This is a genomic window from Bacteroidetes bacterium SB0662_bin_6 (assembly GCA_009839485.1).
Taxonomy (GTDB): domain Bacteria; phylum Bacteroidota; class Rhodothermia; order Rhodothermales; family VXPQ01; genus VXPQ01.
The window spans coordinates 98,945-117,193 of the sequence record VXPQ01000038.1 but is presented as its reverse complement, the minus strand read 5'-3'; the positions used below and the strand labels follow the sequence as shown (position 1 = coordinate 117,193).

General features: G+C 60.4%; 14 protein-coding genes. 9 read left to right on the top strand and 5 right to left on the bottom strand.

The features are described from left to right. Positions 1-50: 50 nt before the first annotated feature. The 7 genes from F4Y00_07360 (at position 51) to F4Y00_07330 (ending at position 11,187) form a co-directional block, all read left to right on the top strand. Entirely contained in the window at positions 51-758 is a 708-nt protein-coding gene (locus F4Y00_07360) for a hypothetical protein (protein ID MYE04770.1), read from the top strand. Continuing rightward, the gene (locus F4Y00_07355; GenBank protein MYE04769.1) at positions 659-3,271 is read left to right on the top strand and encodes a carbohydrate binding family 9 domain-containing protein; all 2,613 of its coding nucleotides are present in this window, start codon (positions 659-661) and stop codon (positions 3,269-3,271) included. The genes F4Y00_07360 and F4Y00_07355 overlap by 100 nt, the downstream gene beginning before the upstream one ends. 51 nt (positions 3,272-3,322) lie before the next feature. Next, a complete protein-coding gene (locus F4Y00_07350; protein ID MYE04768.1) occupies positions 3,323-4,870 on the top strand; it encodes a sulfatase-like hydrolase/transferase in 1,548 nt (515 codons plus the stop codon). Between the two features lie 109 nt (positions 4,871-4,979). Beyond that, the gene (locus tag F4Y00_07345; GenBank protein MYE04767.1) at positions 4,980-6,752 is read left to right on the top strand and encodes an arylsulfatase; all 1,773 of its coding nucleotides are present in this window, start codon (positions 4,980-4,982) and stop codon (positions 6,750-6,752) included. Positions 6,753-6,958: 206 nt separating this feature from the next. Further along, on the top strand, positions 6,959-9,427 hold the full coding sequence (gene thrA, locus F4Y00_07340) for a bifunctional aspartate kinase/homoserine dehydrogenase I (protein MYE04766.1): 2,469 nt from the start codon (positions 6,959-6,961) through the stop codon (positions 9,425-9,427). 47 nt (positions 9,428-9,474) lie between these two features. Continuing rightward, complete coding sequence (dapB, locus tag F4Y00_07335; GenBank protein MYE04765.1) at positions 9,475-10,233, top strand: 4-hydroxy-tetrahydrodipicolinate reductase; 759 nt, start codon at positions 9,475-9,477, stop codon at positions 10,231-10,233. Positions 10,234-10,299: 66 nt separating this feature from the next. Further along, positions 10,300-11,187, top strand: coding sequence for a 4-hydroxy-tetrahydrodipicolinate synthase (locus tag F4Y00_07330; protein MYE04764.1), 888 nt, complete (start codon positions 10,300-10,302; stop codon positions 11,185-11,187). 72 nt (positions 11,188-11,259) lie between these two features. Here the strand turns inward: F4Y00_07330 and mreD are convergent, their stop codons facing one another. Both mreD and dacB read right to left on the bottom strand, forming a co-directional pair. Further along, positions 11,260-11,736, bottom strand: coding sequence for a rod shape-determining protein MreD (gene mreD, locus F4Y00_07325; GenBank protein MYE04763.1), 477 nt, complete (start codon positions 11,734-11,736; stop codon positions 11,260-11,262). Between the two features lie 12 nt (positions 11,737-11,748). Next, positions 11,749-13,233 (bottom strand): D-alanyl-D-alanine carboxypeptidase/D-alanyl-D-alanine-endopeptidase, encoded by a 1,485-nt coding sequence (gene dacB / locus F4Y00_07320; protein ID MYE04762.1) that lies wholly within the window; start codon positions 13,231-13,233, stop codon positions 11,749-11,751. A 132-nt stretch (positions 13,234-13,365) separates the two neighbouring features. On the opposite strand from dacB, the gene F4Y00_07315 reads away from it, so the two are divergent. Then, positions 13,366-13,590, top strand: a complete 225-nt coding sequence (locus tag F4Y00_07315) for a DUF3098 domain-containing protein (protein MYE04761.1) — start codon at positions 13,366-13,368, stop codon at positions 13,588-13,590. Between the two features lie 45 nt (positions 13,591-13,635). Here the strand turns inward: F4Y00_07315 and F4Y00_07310 are convergent, their stop codons facing one another. From F4Y00_07310 to lipA, 3 genes are all read right to left on the bottom strand, one after another. Next, positions 13,636-14,988, bottom strand: coding sequence for a DUF1343 domain-containing protein (locus F4Y00_07310; protein ID MYE04760.1), 1,353 nt, complete (start codon positions 14,986-14,988; stop codon positions 13,636-13,638). Further along, positions 14,927-15,352: a nucleoside-diphosphate kinase gene (locus F4Y00_07305; protein MYE04759.1), complete on the bottom strand. Its 426-nt coding sequence runs from the start codon at positions 15,350-15,352 to the stop codon at positions 14,927-14,929. Before F4Y00_07305 ends, F4Y00_07310 begins: the two co-directional genes overlap by 62 nt. An 82-nt stretch (positions 15,353-15,434) precedes the next feature. Then, positions 15,435-16,436, bottom strand: a complete 1,002-nt coding sequence (gene lipA / locus F4Y00_07300) for a lipoyl synthase (GenBank protein MYE04758.1) — start codon at positions 16,434-16,436, stop codon at positions 15,435-15,437. A 366-nt stretch (positions 16,437-16,802) separates the two neighbouring features. Between lipA and F4Y00_07295 the strand changes: the two genes are divergently transcribed. Continuing rightward, positions 16,803-18,146 (top strand): L-lysine 6-transaminase, encoded by a 1,344-nt coding sequence (locus F4Y00_07295; protein ID MYE04757.1) that lies wholly within the window; start codon positions 16,803-16,805, stop codon positions 18,144-18,146. Positions 18,147-18,249: the final 103 nt, after the last annotated feature.

Below are 18,249 nucleotides of genomic sequence, written 5' to 3'. Positions count from 1 at the left end.
TCTTTCGGCAGTCAAAATATTTTTTCAAATCCATCCTTACCCCCGACACAATGATGCAATCCGTTTCGCCCCAGGCCGCCGATACCACGCTTGCTCTGCCGGCGCAGGAGGTAGGAGGAAGCTTCCTTCCTACCTCGATCTGGGATTTGTTCGGCTATGCGCAGGGTTTTGAGTTTCCGCTCGCCCTCGTCTTTTTACTGGGCCTCTTCTTTCTTTGTACGGCGTATGTCCGCTACTTCCGTCAGTGGCGAGGGAGTCAGGAGTTATTGAAAATTAACCCTTCCGATCTCGGGGTACAGGATTTCCGGACAGCGCTCTTCTCAGTGCGTCCGGGCAATCCCTATCGACTTGCAGGCGAGAGGCTGCTCGAGGAGCAAGGCCGCGGCGGCACGCCGCAAAGCATGCTCGACTATGCGCTGCGTTATATCGGATTCGATCACGACAACTACAAGGAGGTCGACAGGTATATCACGGCGGCGGTCTATATTGCGCTCAGTCTGGGTCTTCTCGGTACGCTCCTCGGTATTTTCGTGCTCTTTATGAGCGGCAACCGGCATGCCGCTTCGGACCTCGTAGGGCTCGGCATCGCGGTCGTCTCCACGATGCTTGCTCTTGTAGTGCGTCTGGTTCTGTGGCCGCTCAATATCGTTCTGCAGGCATGGGTCCGCAAACGGTACAAGGAACTCCAGACATGGGCCGTGGGCGTTGCCTATGGATTGGCAAGGGAAGAGGTGCCGGTGCGCTTGAGAGAGGAATAGAGATGGCGCAGCGTGCGCCGTCAGGCGCACCAGTGCGGTTCTTTGGAACAGCCCCTGCAGCCGCGCCCGGTGTCGTGTCCTCATTGCGGGATGGAAAACCGGGTTTCCGGTGTTCTGGTGCAGATCAGGATCTCCTGCGGGGCGTGCAAGAGCGAGATCGTGATTTAGAGCAGCGTATCCTATATTTAGGGGTTGCCCCAATTCTTGCCAAGCCCCCCGTTTTGACTGGCCGCCCGTATTCCGCGATGAAGCGCCTTCCCGGTTTCGCCTTGCTGCTGGCCGGGTGCGTGCTCACAGGCTTGCCGTCGCCGGCGGTTGCCCAGGAATCCGCGGAGGATGAGCTTCCTGCCCTGCAGGCGCATCGGCTTGCCGATGACGACCGCATCGATCTGGACGGGCGGATCATAGAGGACGCCTGGAATCAGGCCATTCCGATCACCGACTTCACGCAACAGGAGCCGGTCGAAGGGGGCAGCCCATCGCACCCCACGGAAATACGGATCGTGTACGACCGGGACCGGTTGTACATCGGCGCGATTCTCTACGACGATCCCGAAGGCATCATTGCCTATCAGAAGCGGCGCGATGCGTTCCTGTACACCGACGACCGGTTCATGTGGATACTGGATACTTTCCAGGATGGGCGCACCGGGTATTTTTTCGAGACGAATCCCAACGCCATGCGGGGCGATGCGATCCTTATTGGAGGCAGCGAGTCGTTCTTCAGAAGCGGCGGCCGCGCATGGAACGGCATCTGGGATGTGCGCACGGCCCGGCGGCCTGATGGGTGGTCCCTTGAAGTCAGCATACCCTTTCGGACGCTGAACTTCGATCCGGGATCGGACGAATGGGGGATCAACTTTCAGCGCACGATCCGGCGCACCAACGAGGAAATGCTCTGGCGGGGGTGGCGCCGCAACGAAGGACTGCTGCGTCCGATCTATGCCGGCCGTCTTGTCGGCCTCCGGGATATTTCCCAGGGGATCGGGCTCGAAGGGGTTCCTTCGGTGATCGGGAGTTGGCGCAACGTACCCGAGAACGCCGACCCCACGACGTATCCCGGCGATATCAGCCTGGATATCAACTACAGCGTCACGCCAAGTCTGCGCGCATCCCTGTCGTTCAATACCGATTTTGCCGAGGTCGAGGCGGACCAGCGGCGTGTGAACCTGACCCGCTTTCCGCTTCGTTTCCCCGAGCAGCGCGGGTTCTTTCTGGAAGGCTCCGGCATTTTTTCCTTCGCTCCCCGAAGCAATCCTACCCCGTTTTTTTCACGTAACATCGGCCTGGTGGGGGGGCGTCCTGTCCCCATCGACTACGGGGTCCGCATGACGGGACAGGTCGGCCGGACCGATGTGGGGTTCTTTCAGGTAGGCGTCGGCGATGATCAGTACCGTAATGAAGACGGGGAAGATGTGGCGATTCCTTCCGAGCAGTTTACCGTGGCCCGTGTCCGGCATCCCATTTTCGAACAGTCCACGGTCGGAGCAATCTATACGCGCCGCGCCACCTCCGAAGACGCGACAGGCTTTGCCCCCGAAACCGGCCACACGTTCGGTGTGGATGTGCAACTCGCCACCCGGCACTTTTTCGGGGATAAGAATGCGGAACTCGAAGTCTTTGCCGTGGGCAATTCCAACATTGATCCGAATACGACCAAATCGTTGAACGACCTGACTGCGCGCGGCCTCCGCTTCAACTTTCCCAATGATATCTGGTCCGGGCACATTTCCTATCGGGAGTTCGGCGCCGATTACCGTCCGCGGGCGGGTTTTGTGCGACGCAACAATTTCCGCCGCGTCGAGCCGCGCATAAACTGGATGCCCAGGCCCGCCAGGATCAAGCAGATACGGCAGCTTGGCTTTGGCGTGCAATACCGGCATCTGGTGGCAATGGATACGGGCGTTCCCGAGGAACGGGAGTGGGAAGTGGAAGTGCTCGGGATCGAATTTGAGAGCGGCGATAACGTGTCCATCGACTTTACGCGGCGCTTTGAAGAACTCTACCACACCTTTGGGGTCAGCGACGGGATAGATATTCTGCCCGGCGGGTACACGGTGCAGCGGTATTCTATCGGGGGATTCTCTGCGGGCAGGAGAAAGATTTCCGTGTTCGGGAGTGTGGATTGGGGGGATTTCTGGGACGGTTCCAGCACGGAGGTTTTTCTCCGTATGACGTTTCGCCCGAATGCCGGCGTCAGTATCGGGACCAGCGTCGGGTACAACGATGTGTCGATGCCCCAGGGCAGTTTCACCGCCAACGTCTATGAGCTCGAAACCGACTGGGACCCGACGCCGTCCGTTTCCGCCAAACTGCAGGTCCAGTATGACGAGGTCAGCGATCTGGTAGGCCTTTTTGCACGTTTGCGCTGGATCGTACAGCCGGGCTCGAATATCTTTCTCGTATACCGGCACAACTGGCGGAATATGGGCGAAGACCTGTTTGAAAACCGCGATATGATCACGTTGTCGCGGGGCGCTTCGCTCAAGCTCAACTACACATACCGTCTTTAGAGAAGGCGCGTCCCAAGGTCCTCGCCCATGCGAATTTAATCAGAGGTTCCTATGGTGAAATTATTGTTTTCCCGCACCCTGCGGGCGCCGGTGATCTTCTTTGTCGCTTTTCTGACCTTTCCGGCCGCCGCCCAGGACACAGGCGCCGCCGATCTGCCGGAGAGGCCCAATATCCTCTTCATTCTGACCGACGATCAGGCGCCGTGGGCGCTGGGCGCGGAAGGCCATACGCTTGCCGCATCCATGGGACATGCCCTGGAAAGCGATCCCGAAAACTTCGCCGTGCTCGGTGCGGGGCATCCGGACCTGCGCACGCCCCACATGAATCGCCTCGCGGCGGAAGGGGCATTTTTCAGCAATGCCTTTGTGGCGACGCCCGTATGCAGTCCGTCGCGGGCGGAACTCATGACAGGCCGCTACGGCTCGGAAGTGAATGTTTGGGACTGGATCAATCCTCAGCGGGAGGTCGGTCATGGGCTGGACCCGGGCCTTCTCACCTGGGTCGATTTGCTGAACCAGGAAGGCTATGAGACGGGACTTGTCGGCAAGTGGCATCTTGGAACACAGGATCGGTACCATCCCACCACGATGGGGTATGACCATTTCTTCGGATTCCGCAGCGGCGGCAACACCCCCCGCGATCCCGTCCTCGAAGAAAACGGCGTGACGGGAACGCATGAGGGGTTCACCCAGGACATCCTGACGGATCAGGCCATCGGGTTTCTCCGGGAACATCGGGAAGGCCCTTTCATGCTGTCGCTCCACTACCGGGCGCCCCACGCCGCCTGGCTGCCTTTGCCGGAGGAAGACTGGGCGCCGTATGAGGAACTCGACGCCGTCCTGCCCAATCCCGATTATCCCCTGCTCGATACGGCTCGCCTGCACCGCTATATGCCCGAGTATCTTGCGGCAGTAGCAAGCATCGATCGTAACCTGGGGCGCATTCTTGATGTGCTCGACGAACTTGGGCTTACAGACGACACCATTGTCGTCTTTACGTCCGATCATGGGTACAACATGGGCCATAACGGGATGTGGCACAAGGGGAACGGGCATTGGATCCTGACCGACCCGCCGCCGGGCACGTACAATGTGCCGCAGGGGCAGCGTCCGAACATGTACGACAATTCGCTGAAGGTGCCGCTGCTCGTCCGGTGGCCGGGGGTCACCGCGCCCGGTACCGTCGTGGAGTCGATCGTAAGCAATCTCGACTGGTACGCCACGCTTGCCGAGATGGGCGGAGCCGACGTGCCTGCCGGGCTGCTGCTGCGGGGGCGCAGTTTCGTGCCGCTCTTACGGGGCGATACGCCCGAAGACTGGCCTACCGAATTTTATGCGGAGTATTCTACGCATCACCAGTCGTGGACCCATATGCGTGCCTATCGAACCCCCGAATGGAAAATGGTCCGCGACCTGCTCGATGCGCGCCGCGACGAGTTGTTCAATCTGGTGGACGATCCCGCCGAAAGCGTGAACCTCATTGCGGAAGACACGCCGGAAGTCCGCGCCGCGATCAAGTACCTCGATGCCCGTCTGTTGGAGCGCATGACCGAGATCAACGACCCGGTGCTGCCTCTTGCGGCGCGGTTGACTCATTGACGATGCTTTTCCTGGAAATTGTCATTTTCCCTGATTTTTTCTTATTTCCCTGCTTTTCAGGATTTTCCCTGTTTTTCGCCGCTTTCCCTGCTTTATCCGAACTTTCCACATGATGCGCTTTTCCCCCTTGTTTCTCGTTCCGCTGCTTCTTCTCGCAGGATGCACCGCTCCTTCCGGCGATACGCCTCCGAACATCATCCTCGTCATTACGGATGATCAGGGCTACGGGGATTTCGGATTCACGGGCAACCCGATCCTCCGGACGCCTCACCTGGACCAACTGGCGACGGAAAGCATCCAGGTCAACCCGTTTTATGTCAGTCCGGTGTGCGCTCCCACGCGCGCATCGCTCATGACGGGGCGGTACAATTACCGCACCCGCGTCGTCGATACCTGGGTGGGCCGGGCCATGATGGACCCGGACGAGATCACTGTGGCCGAATTGCTTCAGGGCGCCGGCTATGCCACGGGCATCTTCGGGAAGTGGCACCTTGGGGATAACTACCCCATGCGCCCGCAGGACCAGGGGTTCGAAGAGGCGCTCGTGCACCGGGGCGGAGGAATCGGCCAGCCGTCGGATCCGCCCGGCGGCGAAGGAGCCTACACCGATCCGATTCTGTTGCGCAACGGCGAACTGGAGCAAATGACCGGGTACTGCACCGACATTTATTTCGACGAGGCGCGCCAGTGGATGGAAACCGAACATGCGGCGGGACGCCCGTTCTTCGCCTATATCGCCGCGAACGCCCCCCATTCGCCGTACCACGACGTGCCGGAGGACCTGTATGCGTACTATGCAGGCCAGGATCTGTCCCCCGCGCGATTTCCGCAGGAGGCCGGACACCTGCTGCCGGAAGAGAACGACCCGGACCGCCTGGCCCGCATTTTTGCCATGATCGACAACATCGACGACAACATGGGGCGGCTCACGGCCTGGCTCGACGAGTCGGGTCTGGCGGAAAACACGCTGGTCATGTTCATTGTCGATAACGGTCCGAATACGCGCCGCTACGTGGCGGGTATGCAAGGCATGAAAGCCGGCGTGCATGAGGGCGGGATCCGCTCGCCGCTTCTGGTGCGCTGGCCCGCGCAGCTTATCCCGGGACGCCTCGACGATCACATTTCGGCGCATATCGACCTGATGCCCACCATGCTCGACGCGGCGGCGGTGGCGCTCCCGGACGACCGCACGATCGACGGACAGAGCCTCTTGCCGGCGTTGCTGGGCGAAGAAGTGGATCAGGGCGATCGGATGCTTGTGCTGCAAACGCACCGCGGCAATGTGCCGGACCGCTACCATCATGTCTCGGTGCGCACGCCGCGCTGGAAACTGGTCAACGGCAGTGGGTTCGGGCTGGAGGCGCTTCCGGAAGAGGGTCCGGCGTTCGAGTTGTACGACATGCTGGAGGATCCGTACGCCCTTACGGATCTGGCCGCCGAACGTGCTGACGTCGTGGGGGACCTGATGATACGCTACAATGCCTGGTTCGACGATGTGAGCAGCACCCGGCCCGATAACTATGCCCCTCCGCGTATTCATGTGGGTACGCCGCACGAAAACCCGACGGTTTTGACGCGGCAGGACTGGCGCTTCATACAGGGGGGATGGCGCCGTAATGCGCAGGGCTTCTGGTTACTGGACGTCAGGGGCGAAGGGACCTATGACGTGCTGGTGCGGTTCGATCCCTCCGACAAACCGCTGACCGTGCTGCTTCAGGCGGATGATACGGAGTATTCCGTAGACGCCGCGGCAGGGGAAGGCGCCGTGCGGTATGAAGGTATTTCCCTGCCTGCGGGTCCGATCCGGCTTGAGGTTTCTCTGGAAGAACCGGATCTCGTGCGCGGTCCTCATCAGGTTGAAATCACGCATCGTGTCGACTGATCCGAACCGGACGGAACAGAGCGCCGCTGTATAGTTTTAACAGGCCCTGACGTTCCCGCCTCTTCCCCGTCCGGCGTATCTTATCGGGATATACTGCATTTCCGCGAACGGATATCCGCGCCGGGACAAATAGTCGCCGTGCGGGTTTTTGATATCCGGGTTTGCCCGGCCGGTGCAGCCAACCCGCATTGATTCCGTATCCTCCCATGCCCTCTGAACGCCCCGTTTACGTACACAAGTTTGGCGGCACCTCCGTGGCGACGGCGGAGCGCATCCGGCGGGCAGTCGATCTTGTATCGGCCGAGGACCGCGACGGCCTGCGCATCGTGGTGGTATCTGCGCTGGGGGGGGTGACGGACACGCTTCTCGAAGCGATCGATCTGGCCATTGCGCGCGCCGGCAATCATGGCGAAATACTTCGCGAACTCGGGGAGCGGCATCTTGCCGTTGCAGAGGCGCTGGCGAGCGATGCCGAGAGAGCTTCTCTTCGGGGGCTGCTCGAGGCCAAAATGCTGGAACTCACCGAACTTCTCGATGGCGTGTACCTGCTTCGGGAATGTACGGACCGGGCTCGTGATGCCGTACTCGGCCTGGGAGAGCAGTTATCCGCTCCGATGGTGGCGGCTGCCTTTCGCGCGGCGGGTCAGGATGCAGAGGCCGTGGACACCAGGAATATCATTTGCACGGATGCCTCGTTCGGGGAAGCGAATGTACTGTTCGACGAGACGAATGAACGGGTCCGCGCCCGTTTCGCTTCCTGCAAAAAGGGTGACATTGTGGTGGCGACCGGCTTCATTGCGTCCACGGTGCGCAAGGTATCGACCACACTGGGTCGTTCGGGGAGCGATTATACGGCGGCCATTATCGGGGCTGCTCTCGAGGCGGAGCACGTTACGATCTGGACCGATGTGGATGGGGTGCTGTCCGCCGATCCCCGGTTGGTGCCGGAGGCTTTTGCACTTCCCAGGTTGAGTTACCGGGAAGCGGCGGAACTCGCCTATTTCGGGGCGGAAGTGCTGCATTCCCGTACGATGCGCCCCCTGCTTCCCGGGAATATCCCTCTTTGCATTCGGAATACGCTGAATCCATCGGCGCCGGGTACCCTTATTTCGAAGGATACGACGACGATGGAGGGGCATGTCAAAGCCATTACCGCAATCCGGGATGTGGCGGTGGTTATGCTGGAGGGGACAGGGTTTGTCGGGATACCGGGCATTTCCGCGCGTGCGCTGACGGCGCTGGCCGCTCGGGGCATCAATGTGTTTTTGATTGCGCAGGCCTCGTCGGAACAGAGCCTCTGCACGGTAGTGCGGGCCGAGAACGCCGAACTTTCCGCCAATCTGATCCGGGAAGAGTTCGAACTCGAACTGGTCCGGGGCGATGTCGGCCGTGTATATACCATGGAGCAATGCGCCATCGTATCGGTGGTGGGCGACAATATGCGGCAGCGCCCCGGGTTGGCTGGCCGCATGTTTTCCACGTTGGGACGGGACGGGGTCAACGTACTGGCGATTGCGCAGGGGGCGGCGGAAACGAACATTTCGGCGGTCGTATCCGATGCGGAGGTGAAGCACGCCGTGCACGCCCTGCACGATGAATTCGCGCTGGTGCGGCACAGGGTGCATGTCTTCCTTATCGGCGCCGGCGTAGTCGGGCGGGCGTTGCTGAAGATGCTGGAAAATCAGCAGGAAACGCTCTTGCGGGACCTCAGGCTGAACATCCAGCTCGTGGGCCTTTCCAATACCAGGAAAATGGCCTGGGATGTGGGGGGGATCCCCTTTACTCAAGCGCTCGAATCATTGAAAAATGGAGCGAAGGGAGGGATCGATGCCGTGATGGATCAGCTCCGGGAAGGGCGGTTGCACCGGATGATGGTCATAGACGCTACGGCTTCCGAGGAGGTAGCCTCGCAGTATCCCGAACTGCTTTCGCGTTCCATATCGATCATCACGCCCAACAAACGGGCCAATACGCAGGACCAGTCGTTCTACGAAGAACTTTTAAGCACGGCGTATCGCCGGCAGGTCCCGTATCTCTACGAGACGACGGTGGGTGCGGGCTTGCCGGTGATTTCCACGCTGCGCGACCTGATTCGAAGCGGCGATCGGGTGATACGGATCGAAGGCGTATTTTCCGGGACGCTGGCCTATATCTTCTACAGCATGGCGACGGGGATGAAGTTTTCCGAGGCTGTTCGCACCGCCCGCGAGAAGGGCTATACGGAGCCGGACCCGAGGGAAGACCTGCAAGGAGAGGATGTGGCGCGCAAGATCCTCATTCTGGCCCGGGAGGCAGGGCTTCAGGTCGAACGTGATGATATTGCCGTTGATTCGCTGGTGCCGCCTCCCTTGCGCGAGGCGCCGTTGGCCGAGTTCATGGAACGCACCACCGAGCTGGATGCCGAATGGGAGGAACGTATCGGGGAAGCTGCCGGCGCGGGGCAGCGTTTGCAGTACATCGGCCGCATGGAGGAGGGGCGCTTGAGCGTGCAGACCCGTTGTATCGAACAGGGTTCGCCTTTTGCGCGGCTTGACGGCAGCAATAACATGGTTGTGTACACGACGGAACGTTACCTCGACAATCCGCTTGTGGTGCAGGGGCCGGGCGCCGGCCCGGAAGTGACGGCGGCAGGCATTCTGGCCGACCTGATCAAAGCGGCGGAACTGGGGGCCTGATGGCAGGGCGTACGAGCCTGTAGCCTGGACAAAAACGGATACATCGTATGCGAATCGCATTGGTTGGAATGGGACGGATGGGCGAAGCGGTGAGCGAACTCGCTGCGAGGCGCGGGCACGAAATCGTGGCCCGGTTCGATGAGTACATCGATCAGTACCCGTCTCTGCCCGATGTTCCGGATCTGCCTGATGCGCTGGCATCCGCCGATGCGATCATCGACTTTACCCTTCCTGGTGCGGTTCCGGAGAATATCGCACGGTATTGCCGGTGGGGTCTTCCCGCCGTGATCGGCACGACCGGCTGGTATGACCGGCTCGACGAAGTGAAGGTGCTGGTGGACAAGTACGACGGCGCTGTGCTCTACGCTCCGAATTTTTCTATCGGCGTGGCCTTGCTCGCACAGGTTGTCCGCTCCGTCCTGCCGCTTCTTGACGAGTTGCCGGAATACGATGCCGCTGTCCACGAAGTGCATCATATCGGCAAGGCTGACAGCCCTTCCGGTACGGCGCTCATGCTGGCCGATCTGATTGTGGATGGGCTCAAGAGGAAGGATCATATTGAAACCGAAACGCAACACGGGCGCATCGACGCTGCTGCGCTGCACGTAACCTCGTCCCGGCTGGGCGGCGTGGTCGGCAAGCACGATGTTTCGCTCGACAGCCCGTTCGATAAACTGGTGTTTTCGCACGAGGCGAAAAGCCGGCGCGGTTTCGCGTTCGGCGCCGTACGGGCTGCCGAGTGGCTTTCGGGTCGGAAGGGACTCTTTACACTGGATGATCTGCTGGCCGAATGGCTCGGATCATAATGCGCGCCGGCGCATTATGCGGCAGGCGCACTTTTTTCACCGGAACCATCATACCATAGCACAGGCATGGGCGATTTTCTTTTTACCGGCACCGGAACGGCCCTCGTGACGCCGTTCACCCCGGACGGAGAGCGGATTGATCACGAGGCGTTTTGCCGCCATGCAGACATGCAGATTGCCGGGGGCGTCGAGGCGCTCGTTGTACTCGGTACGACCGGCGAGAACGCCACGATCTGGCCTGCGGAGCGCGAAAAACTTGTGATCGCCGCCATAGAGCATGTGGACGGCCGCGTACCCGTCATTGTGGGTACGGGCAACAATTCCACGAGCGAGAGCATCGTTTTTTCGAAGCAGGCGGAAGCTGCCGGCGCCGACGGCCTGCTTGTGGTGGGGCCCTACTACAACAAACCGACGCAGGCGGGCTTCAAGGCCCACGTACAAGCGATCGCAGCGGAGACGGATTGTCCGATCATGCTGTACAATGTGCCCGGCCGCACCAGCTTCAACATTCTCCCGGACACCATTCTCGAACTGGCGCAGGAAATCCCCTCGGTGGTTGGCATCAAGGAGGCTTCCGGAAGCATTGCGCAGATAGGCGACCTGATTGCGGGCCGCCCCGATCATCTGGCCGTGTATTCCGGCGACGACGAAATGACGTTGCCGCTGGTTGCGATGGGCGGGCATGGCGTGATTTCCGTGGTCGCCAATGTGTTGCCTGCGGCGTTCTCCAATCTGACTCGTGCGGCGCTGGAAGGCCGCCTCGACGATGCGCGCCAGGGGCATTTCGACCTGCTGGAAGCCATGCGGGCCTGTTTCTACGAGACGAATCCGATCCCCGTCAAAGCCATGCTGGCGGAAATGGGGCGGATGGACGGCCGGCTGCGCCTGCCTCTGGTCGGGATCACAGACGAGACACTTCCGCGCGTGATCGAGGCGTTTCGTCCCCACCTGTAGGGATACGCTGATCAAGTGCACTTCGATCAGCATTTCACGCCTGCACTGACCTGTTTCCCTAAATCGATCCCGTCAGCGCGTTCTCGTCATGAAGAGCGTGGCCAACCCTGCAAGGGCGGCGGTGTAGAGTGAGGAACCAAGCCAGATTCCGGTGACGATGGATACGTTTTTCGTGCTTGCGTCCAGCGCGATGAACAGAGCAAACAGCCCGTTGTGCAATAGCGCCACGGCGAGGCTGCCAACGAAAATATACGACGGGACGACCGGGAAGCTTTCCCGCTCAGTGGGCTGGAAAATCCCTATGAGAAATCCGATCAGCGTTTTCACGAACATCTGAATGCCCCATGTTCCGTAGAGGGCATCCATAAAAAAACCGCTCACGAATCCCGTAAGCGCCCCCTTCCGCCGACCGAACTGCATGGCTGTCCAGGCTACGTACAGCAGCACAGCGTCCGGCCAGGCATTCCATATATGGAGTCTCCCCAGCAAAAGCCATTGCACAGCGATAATCAGCGCGCCGACGAGAATGTGAGGAAGCAATGAGGGCATGCCGGCGCCGGATTACGATGGGGAAGAAGAGGCGGCCAGTTCTGTAACGATGCGGTCGATCGTTTGCGTGATTCGGTAAGATGGCCCCGAGCAGTTGTTGGCGAAGACAGCGAAGGCCAGCGTTTGCCCGTCCCTGGTCGTAACGTAGCCGCTCAAAGACCGCACGAATTCGAGGGAGCCCGTTTTGGCGCGGACGGGCATCCGATTCAGTCGGTAGCGAAGCGTGGATCCCCGCTCTCCGCCTCTGGCAAGCGAAGCAAGGAATGCTTCACGTTGCTCGTGTCCGTGCATGTAGGTCAACAGGTTGCCCATGGCGCGCGGCGTAATCATATTCTTGCGGGACAGTCCGGATCCGTCACGAACCTCGATGTCGCCCGTTGCGGCTCCGGCTCGCCTCAACAGTTGCTTGATACGGTTTTCAGCACCTTGCGCGGAGCCGTTGGAAGCATACGTTCGAAAGACCTGCTCTGCATAGAAATTGTTGCTTTCCTTGTTGACGATGTTCAGAATGTCCAGCAGCGGAGGCGATACATACACGAATAAGGGTTGCTCCCTGTCGTACCGGAAATCATTCAGGTCATCGATATCGACCGGTTCGCCTTGCACCTCGATACCTGCTTCGCGCAGATATTTTGCAAAGGTGGCGGCGGCAAAGGCCGTGGGATTCGCTACCGGGACGCCGACCGTTCCGTTATACGTGCGCGGGAGGCTTCCTTGCAGGGTAATGCGTTCGTTTCTGAAGTCCCGGTGGGTCGTGATGGCGATGCCCCGCCGCCGGTTGGCCGTGACCATCCGGTTCTGAAAGTCGAGGAATCCGTCGGGATTCATACTGACCCGGGGGGGGCGTCCCGGGGAGCCGGCCCGGATACTTACCAGGACGACATTGTCGTTGTATGCGAGGCCGCCAATGCTTACACCCACCTCACGGCTGGCTCTGGAGGTGACAAAGTCGATATCCCAGCCCTCTGCATACGGCTGATCGTCGAAGGCGTTGTCATCTCCCACGATACGCCCCTCGATCCGCCTGATGCCCATGTCGGCCAGGTCCGCTGCCCATGTTCTGAGGGGATCCCTGCGGCGGACCTGCTCGCTTCCGAACGTGGGGTCGCCCGAGCCGCGCAGTACGAGATCCCCTTTCAGGACACTCCCTTCCACCTGCCCGTCAAAGTACAGCACGGTGCGGTACCGGTAATCGCCGCCGAGGGCGTCGAGGGCAGTAGCCGAAGTAAAAATTTTCTGATTGGATGCGGGGAGAAAAGCGTTCGAGGCGTTGTGCTCGTACCAGGTTTCGCCGGTTTCGACATGCTGCACATACACGCCCCAGAAAGCGTTCCGGGAGATGGACCCGTTGAGAATGGTATCGAGGTCCGGCGGCGGGCCGGTAGGGGCCGTTGCGAATGCAAGAGCGATAGCCGCTGCCGGCAGGGTTGCAAGGCGTCGGCGCTTCGTAGCAGGTAAATCGTTCACGGTGTTTCGCATAAGGGATCGCCAGGACATGGAACCTGAATGCGCCCGTCGGGTTCGCCTTGACAGTACGTTTTGATGCTCATCCTGTTCATGGTATAGATGGCAAAGCCTTCCGGACGACGCCGCACCCCGCAGGCCCGCAAGCAACGCCGCAGTGTGCGTATGGTGTTTCGCCGCAAGAATTATCTGCTGCTCCTGATCGGCGTGGCTGCGGTGGTGCTGGGATACGCGATGATGCGTATCGACAACCAGGTGGAAGGATTCGTTTCGCTGTACATTGCCCCCCTCATTATTCTGGGCGGATATCTGGAGATCATCTGGGCTATTCTTGTGCGGCCGGAAGAGGAGAAAGATTTTCCGAAAAAATCCCGGGCCGCTGCCCGATAAACAGTTCGGTAATCTCCCCTGTAAACGGCCACACGTCGGTTCGCTTCACGGATAAAGGAGCGACGCCGCGCGCATCTCGCGAAAGGCGAGCACCTCGCGTTCCCACGATGCGATGACGGTTTCGGGCGATGCCCCTTCCTGCAGCATGCTCAGCAGACGTTGCGTGCCGGCAAGCCGGGCCATTCCGGCGGGGCGGTTCACCAGTTTCTCCGGCGTATTCGATGCAGCCTGCCTCCGGAATACGTCGAGGACATGTATTCCGGTTTCTACCGGCCGGAATGCCCGCTCGTCGGTAAGGATATGGCGGATTCCCTCCAGGGCTTGCCCTTCCAGTTTCGGATGGGAAGCCATGCCCGGTATGCTTTCCGGGGTGAACACGATGGCCTCGAACCGCACGCCGGGGAGCCTCTGCGCATTGAGCGAATCGGCAGCCGCCTGCCCGTCAAGCCAGGGCGCCCCGACCTGCACGAAAGGCTGCCGGGTGCCTCGTCCTTCGCTGGCCGACGTGGCCTCGAAAAGAACGGGACCGGGGTAGACGAGAGCAGTTTCGAAATCCGGAATGTTGGGACTGGGCGCAATCCAGGGAAGTCCCGTCTCGGGCCAGAGCATGTCTCGCCGCCAGCCTTCCATTTCGACGACATGAAGGTCCAACCCGTCCAGTCCTTCCATCATGGATTCGTCCCGGATCATGCGGGCCAGTTCCCCGACGGTCATCCCGTGGACCATGGGGATGGGGTACTGCCCCACGAAGGACGTATGCTCCGGTTCGAGCATAAAGCCCGATACGTAGTTTCCTCCCAGCGGGTTGGGGCGATCCAGGACGACGAATGCAATGCCCTGTTCGGCCGCTGCCTGCATGGCCAGGCCCATCGTTGAAATGTAGGTGTAGAACCGGGCTCCGATATCCTGAATGTCGAATACCAGCACATCGGCGCCGGCGAGCATATCCGGGGTCGGTTTGCGCGTTTCCCCGTAGAGGCTGTAGACCGGCACGCCGGTGCGTTCGTCCCGCCCGTCGGCGATTTTCTCTCCGGCGTCGGCAGTGCCGCGCAAGCCGTGTTCGGGGCCGAAGAGGGCTGCAAGCTCCACGTTCGGGGCGGCGGCGATCAGGTCGATCAGATGGGTCGTGTCGACGCGGGCCGTATGGTTGACTACCAGGCCGACGCGTTTTCCGTCGAGCAGGTCGAACCCGCGCTCCGCCAGCACCGCCGCGCCTGTTTTAACAGGCGGCGCCTCCGCCGTCCCGGAGGCCGCTGCGGCAGCATCAGTCCGTTCGGCGGCGTTGCCGCACCCCAGGCAAAAAAACAGCGCGGCAAGCATGCCGGCGTACAGGGCGTTATGCCCCGTTCGCCACCAGTTCGCGTTCGCAGAAGAAATAGCCGGCCTCGATGGTTCCATTGGCGACGGAATCGGATCCGTGAACGATGTTTTGTCCCTTGTTGTCCGCAAAAGCATGGCGGATGGTGCCCTCCGCTGCCTCTGCCGGATCGGTGGCGCCGATCAGTGCGCGAAAATCCTCCACGGCATTCTCTTTTTCCAGCACCATCGGGACGCATGGACCGCTCGACATGAATTCCGTCAGTTCGTCGAAGAACGGACGCCCCTTGTGTACGGCGTAAAACCCTTCGGCTTCCTTTCGGGTGAGTTGTTGCATCCGCAGGGCGCGCAGGACGAATCCGGCTTCCTGAATGCGACGAATGACTTCTCCGATGAGGCCCTTGCGGACGCAATCGGGTTTCAGAATGGCAAGCGTGCGCTCCATATGTATACGGTGAATCGGATAAAACGTGCGTAGTGGTGCGTGTGTACAGGCCTGTCGGTGAATAACGGCAGCAAGCCTTCGGTCAGGCCGGATCGGATGCTACATGCCGCTCGGCGTGGTAGGACGACCGCACGAGGGGGCCGCTTTCGACATGATCGATTCCCTTGGCTTCACCGACGACCTTGTACTGTGCGAACGTGTCCGGGTGAATGAATTCCTCGACGGGAAGATGCATGCGCGTCGGTTGCAGATACTGCCCGATCGTCATGACGTCCACCCCGTTCGCCACAAAATCGTCCATCAGGTCGAACACTTCGGCTTCCGTTTCGCCCAGCCCGACCATGATGCCGCTTTTCGTGCGCAATCCTGCTTCCTTCGAGATGCGAAGCACTTCGAGCGACTGCCGGTAATCGGCTTGCGGGCGGACGCGGCGGTAAAGGCGCGGAACCGTTTCCACATTGTGATTCATGATATCCGGCCGGGCGTCGATCACCATCTGCAGCGCCTCCCGGTCGCCCCGGAAATCGGGAATCAGCACTTCGACCGTACAACCCTTCCGTGCTTCGCGGATCTTGCGGATTGTTTCCGCGAAGATCGGGGCGCCGCCGTCCTTGCGTTCGTCGCGGTTGACGCTCGTTACGACCGCATGATTCAACTCCATGAGGCGGGCTGCCCTGGCGACGCGGTCCGGTTCATCCCAGTCCAGGCCCTCCGGCGGGCGGCCCGTCATCACGGCGCAGAAGCCGCACGAACGCGTGCATACGTTCCCCAGGATCATGAAGGTGGCCGTGCCCGCGCTCCAGCATTCTCCCATATTGGGGCATCGCGCGCTCTGGCAGACCGTGTGCAGGTTATGGTCCTCGATGATGCGGGCCACGTTCCGGTAGGTGGGTCCGTACGGGAGCTTGACGCGGAGCCAGTCGGGGCGGCGGCCCCGGGTATTGGCAATGTCCGGCTGCTCCACTACCGGGAGTTCGAACAGGCCCGGATCGCCGTCGCCGGAAGAGAAAAGCGGCTCCTTCTTCACCCGTTCGAGCCGGATGTCGCCGGGGCGCTTGGGCTTTTCTGCAGATGGGCGGGGCATGGAACGGGAAAGGCGCGTACGCTGGATGGGGTGGTTTCCGGAATGAACTATACGTTCATACATTTTCCGATGCAGGAATACGGTTGACCGTCCGATCGGATCCCCCGGAATCCTTTTATGGATACTCTGACCAAGTCCACTTCGATCAGCGCTTCACGTTTGTGCGTTAAGCGCCCTTCGGGAGGCTGAGAGGAGCGCGCTGGCTGCGTCATTCCTCATTGTGTGGGGCCCGCCACACTTCTTCGTCATTTCTTGCCAGCGCACCCCTTTCAGCCTCTGAACTTTGCGGACTTAATCAGAGTATCCATGCGGCAATGGTATGTAGCAAGGAGGTCGATGCTTTTTTGTAACCGTTAGCAAACTCGCATGCGTAGTACGGCTTCAAACACGGTAACCCCCGGGGATGTACGGCGTATTCTGTCGGAGCATTTACAGGTGCGCGGCATGAAGCCCCTCGTGCTGGATATGCAGCGCAGCCGGGGCGTGCATCTTTGCGATGCGGTCACAGGCAGGGAATACCTCGACTTTTTCGGATTCTTTGCTTCCAGTGTGCTGGGGATGAACCACCCCGCCCTCGTTGAGGACGCGGATTTTCGGGAGCGTTTGCTGGAAGCGGCGTTCCACAAAGTCACGAATTCGGATATGGCCACCGTGCATATGGCGCGGTTCGCTCGGACGTTTTCCCGCATGGCGATTCCGGAATATCTGCCCTATGCGTTCTTTATTTCCGGCGGCGCGGCGGCGGTCGAGAATGCCCTGAAGGCGGCGTTCGACTGGAAGGTTCGGAAAAACAGGGCGAAGGGCCGCGGGGGCGAACTCGGGAGGAAGGTGCTGCATCTGGAACAGGCGTTCCATGGGCGTTCCGGATACACGCTTTCGCTCACCAACACGGCGGATCCCAACAAGACCCGGCACTTTCCCGTTTTCGACTGGCCGCGCATCCCGAACCCCAAAATCGTTCATCCGCTGAAGGCGCACCTCGAAGAAGTCGAGCGGGCCGAAGCCTTTGCACTCGACCGGGCACGGGAGCATTTTTTGGCCTGCGGAGACGACATTGCTTCCGTGATCGTCGAGCCTATCCAGGGGGAGGGAGGGGATAATCACTTTCGCCCGGAATTCCTCGCCCGGCTGAAGGACCTGGCCCACGAGAACGACGCGCTGTTCATCTTCGACGAAGTGCAGACCGGCGTTGGCATTACCGGACGGTTCTGGGCACACCAGATGCTCGGCGTGCGTCCCGACCTGATCGCATTCGGAAAGAAGACCCAGGTCTGCGGGGTGCTGGCCGGTCCGAAGATGGACGAGGTGGACGATCATGTATTCCGGTTGCCGGGCCGGATTAATTCGACCTGGGGCGGCAATCTTGCGGACATGGTTCGCTTCGACCGGATTCTGGAGGTCATGGAGGAACAGGATATCGTAGGCCGGGTGGACGGGCTGGGAGCGCATCTGCTCATGCGCCTGCATGAACTGGCCGATGCGCATCCCTGCGTCAGCAATGTTCGGGGGCGGGGCCTCATGTGCGCTTTCGATCTGCCCGATCTGGAAGTGCGCGCCGCCTTTCTCGAGAAGTGCTACGAGGCCGGGCTGGTTATGCTGGGTTGCGGCGTTTCGTCCGTACGCTTCAGGCCCCCGCTTGTCGTCACGGCGGACGAACTGGACCAGGGGATAGACCTCATCGATGGGGTGTTGCAAAGGATGAACTTGTAGCCGGATCCCGGCTGCCGATCTCAATTATGCAAAATCTGCATAATTCGGCATCCAATTATGCAAAAATCGTATAGTCCAGAGGCGCGCACTAAAAATCGCGCCT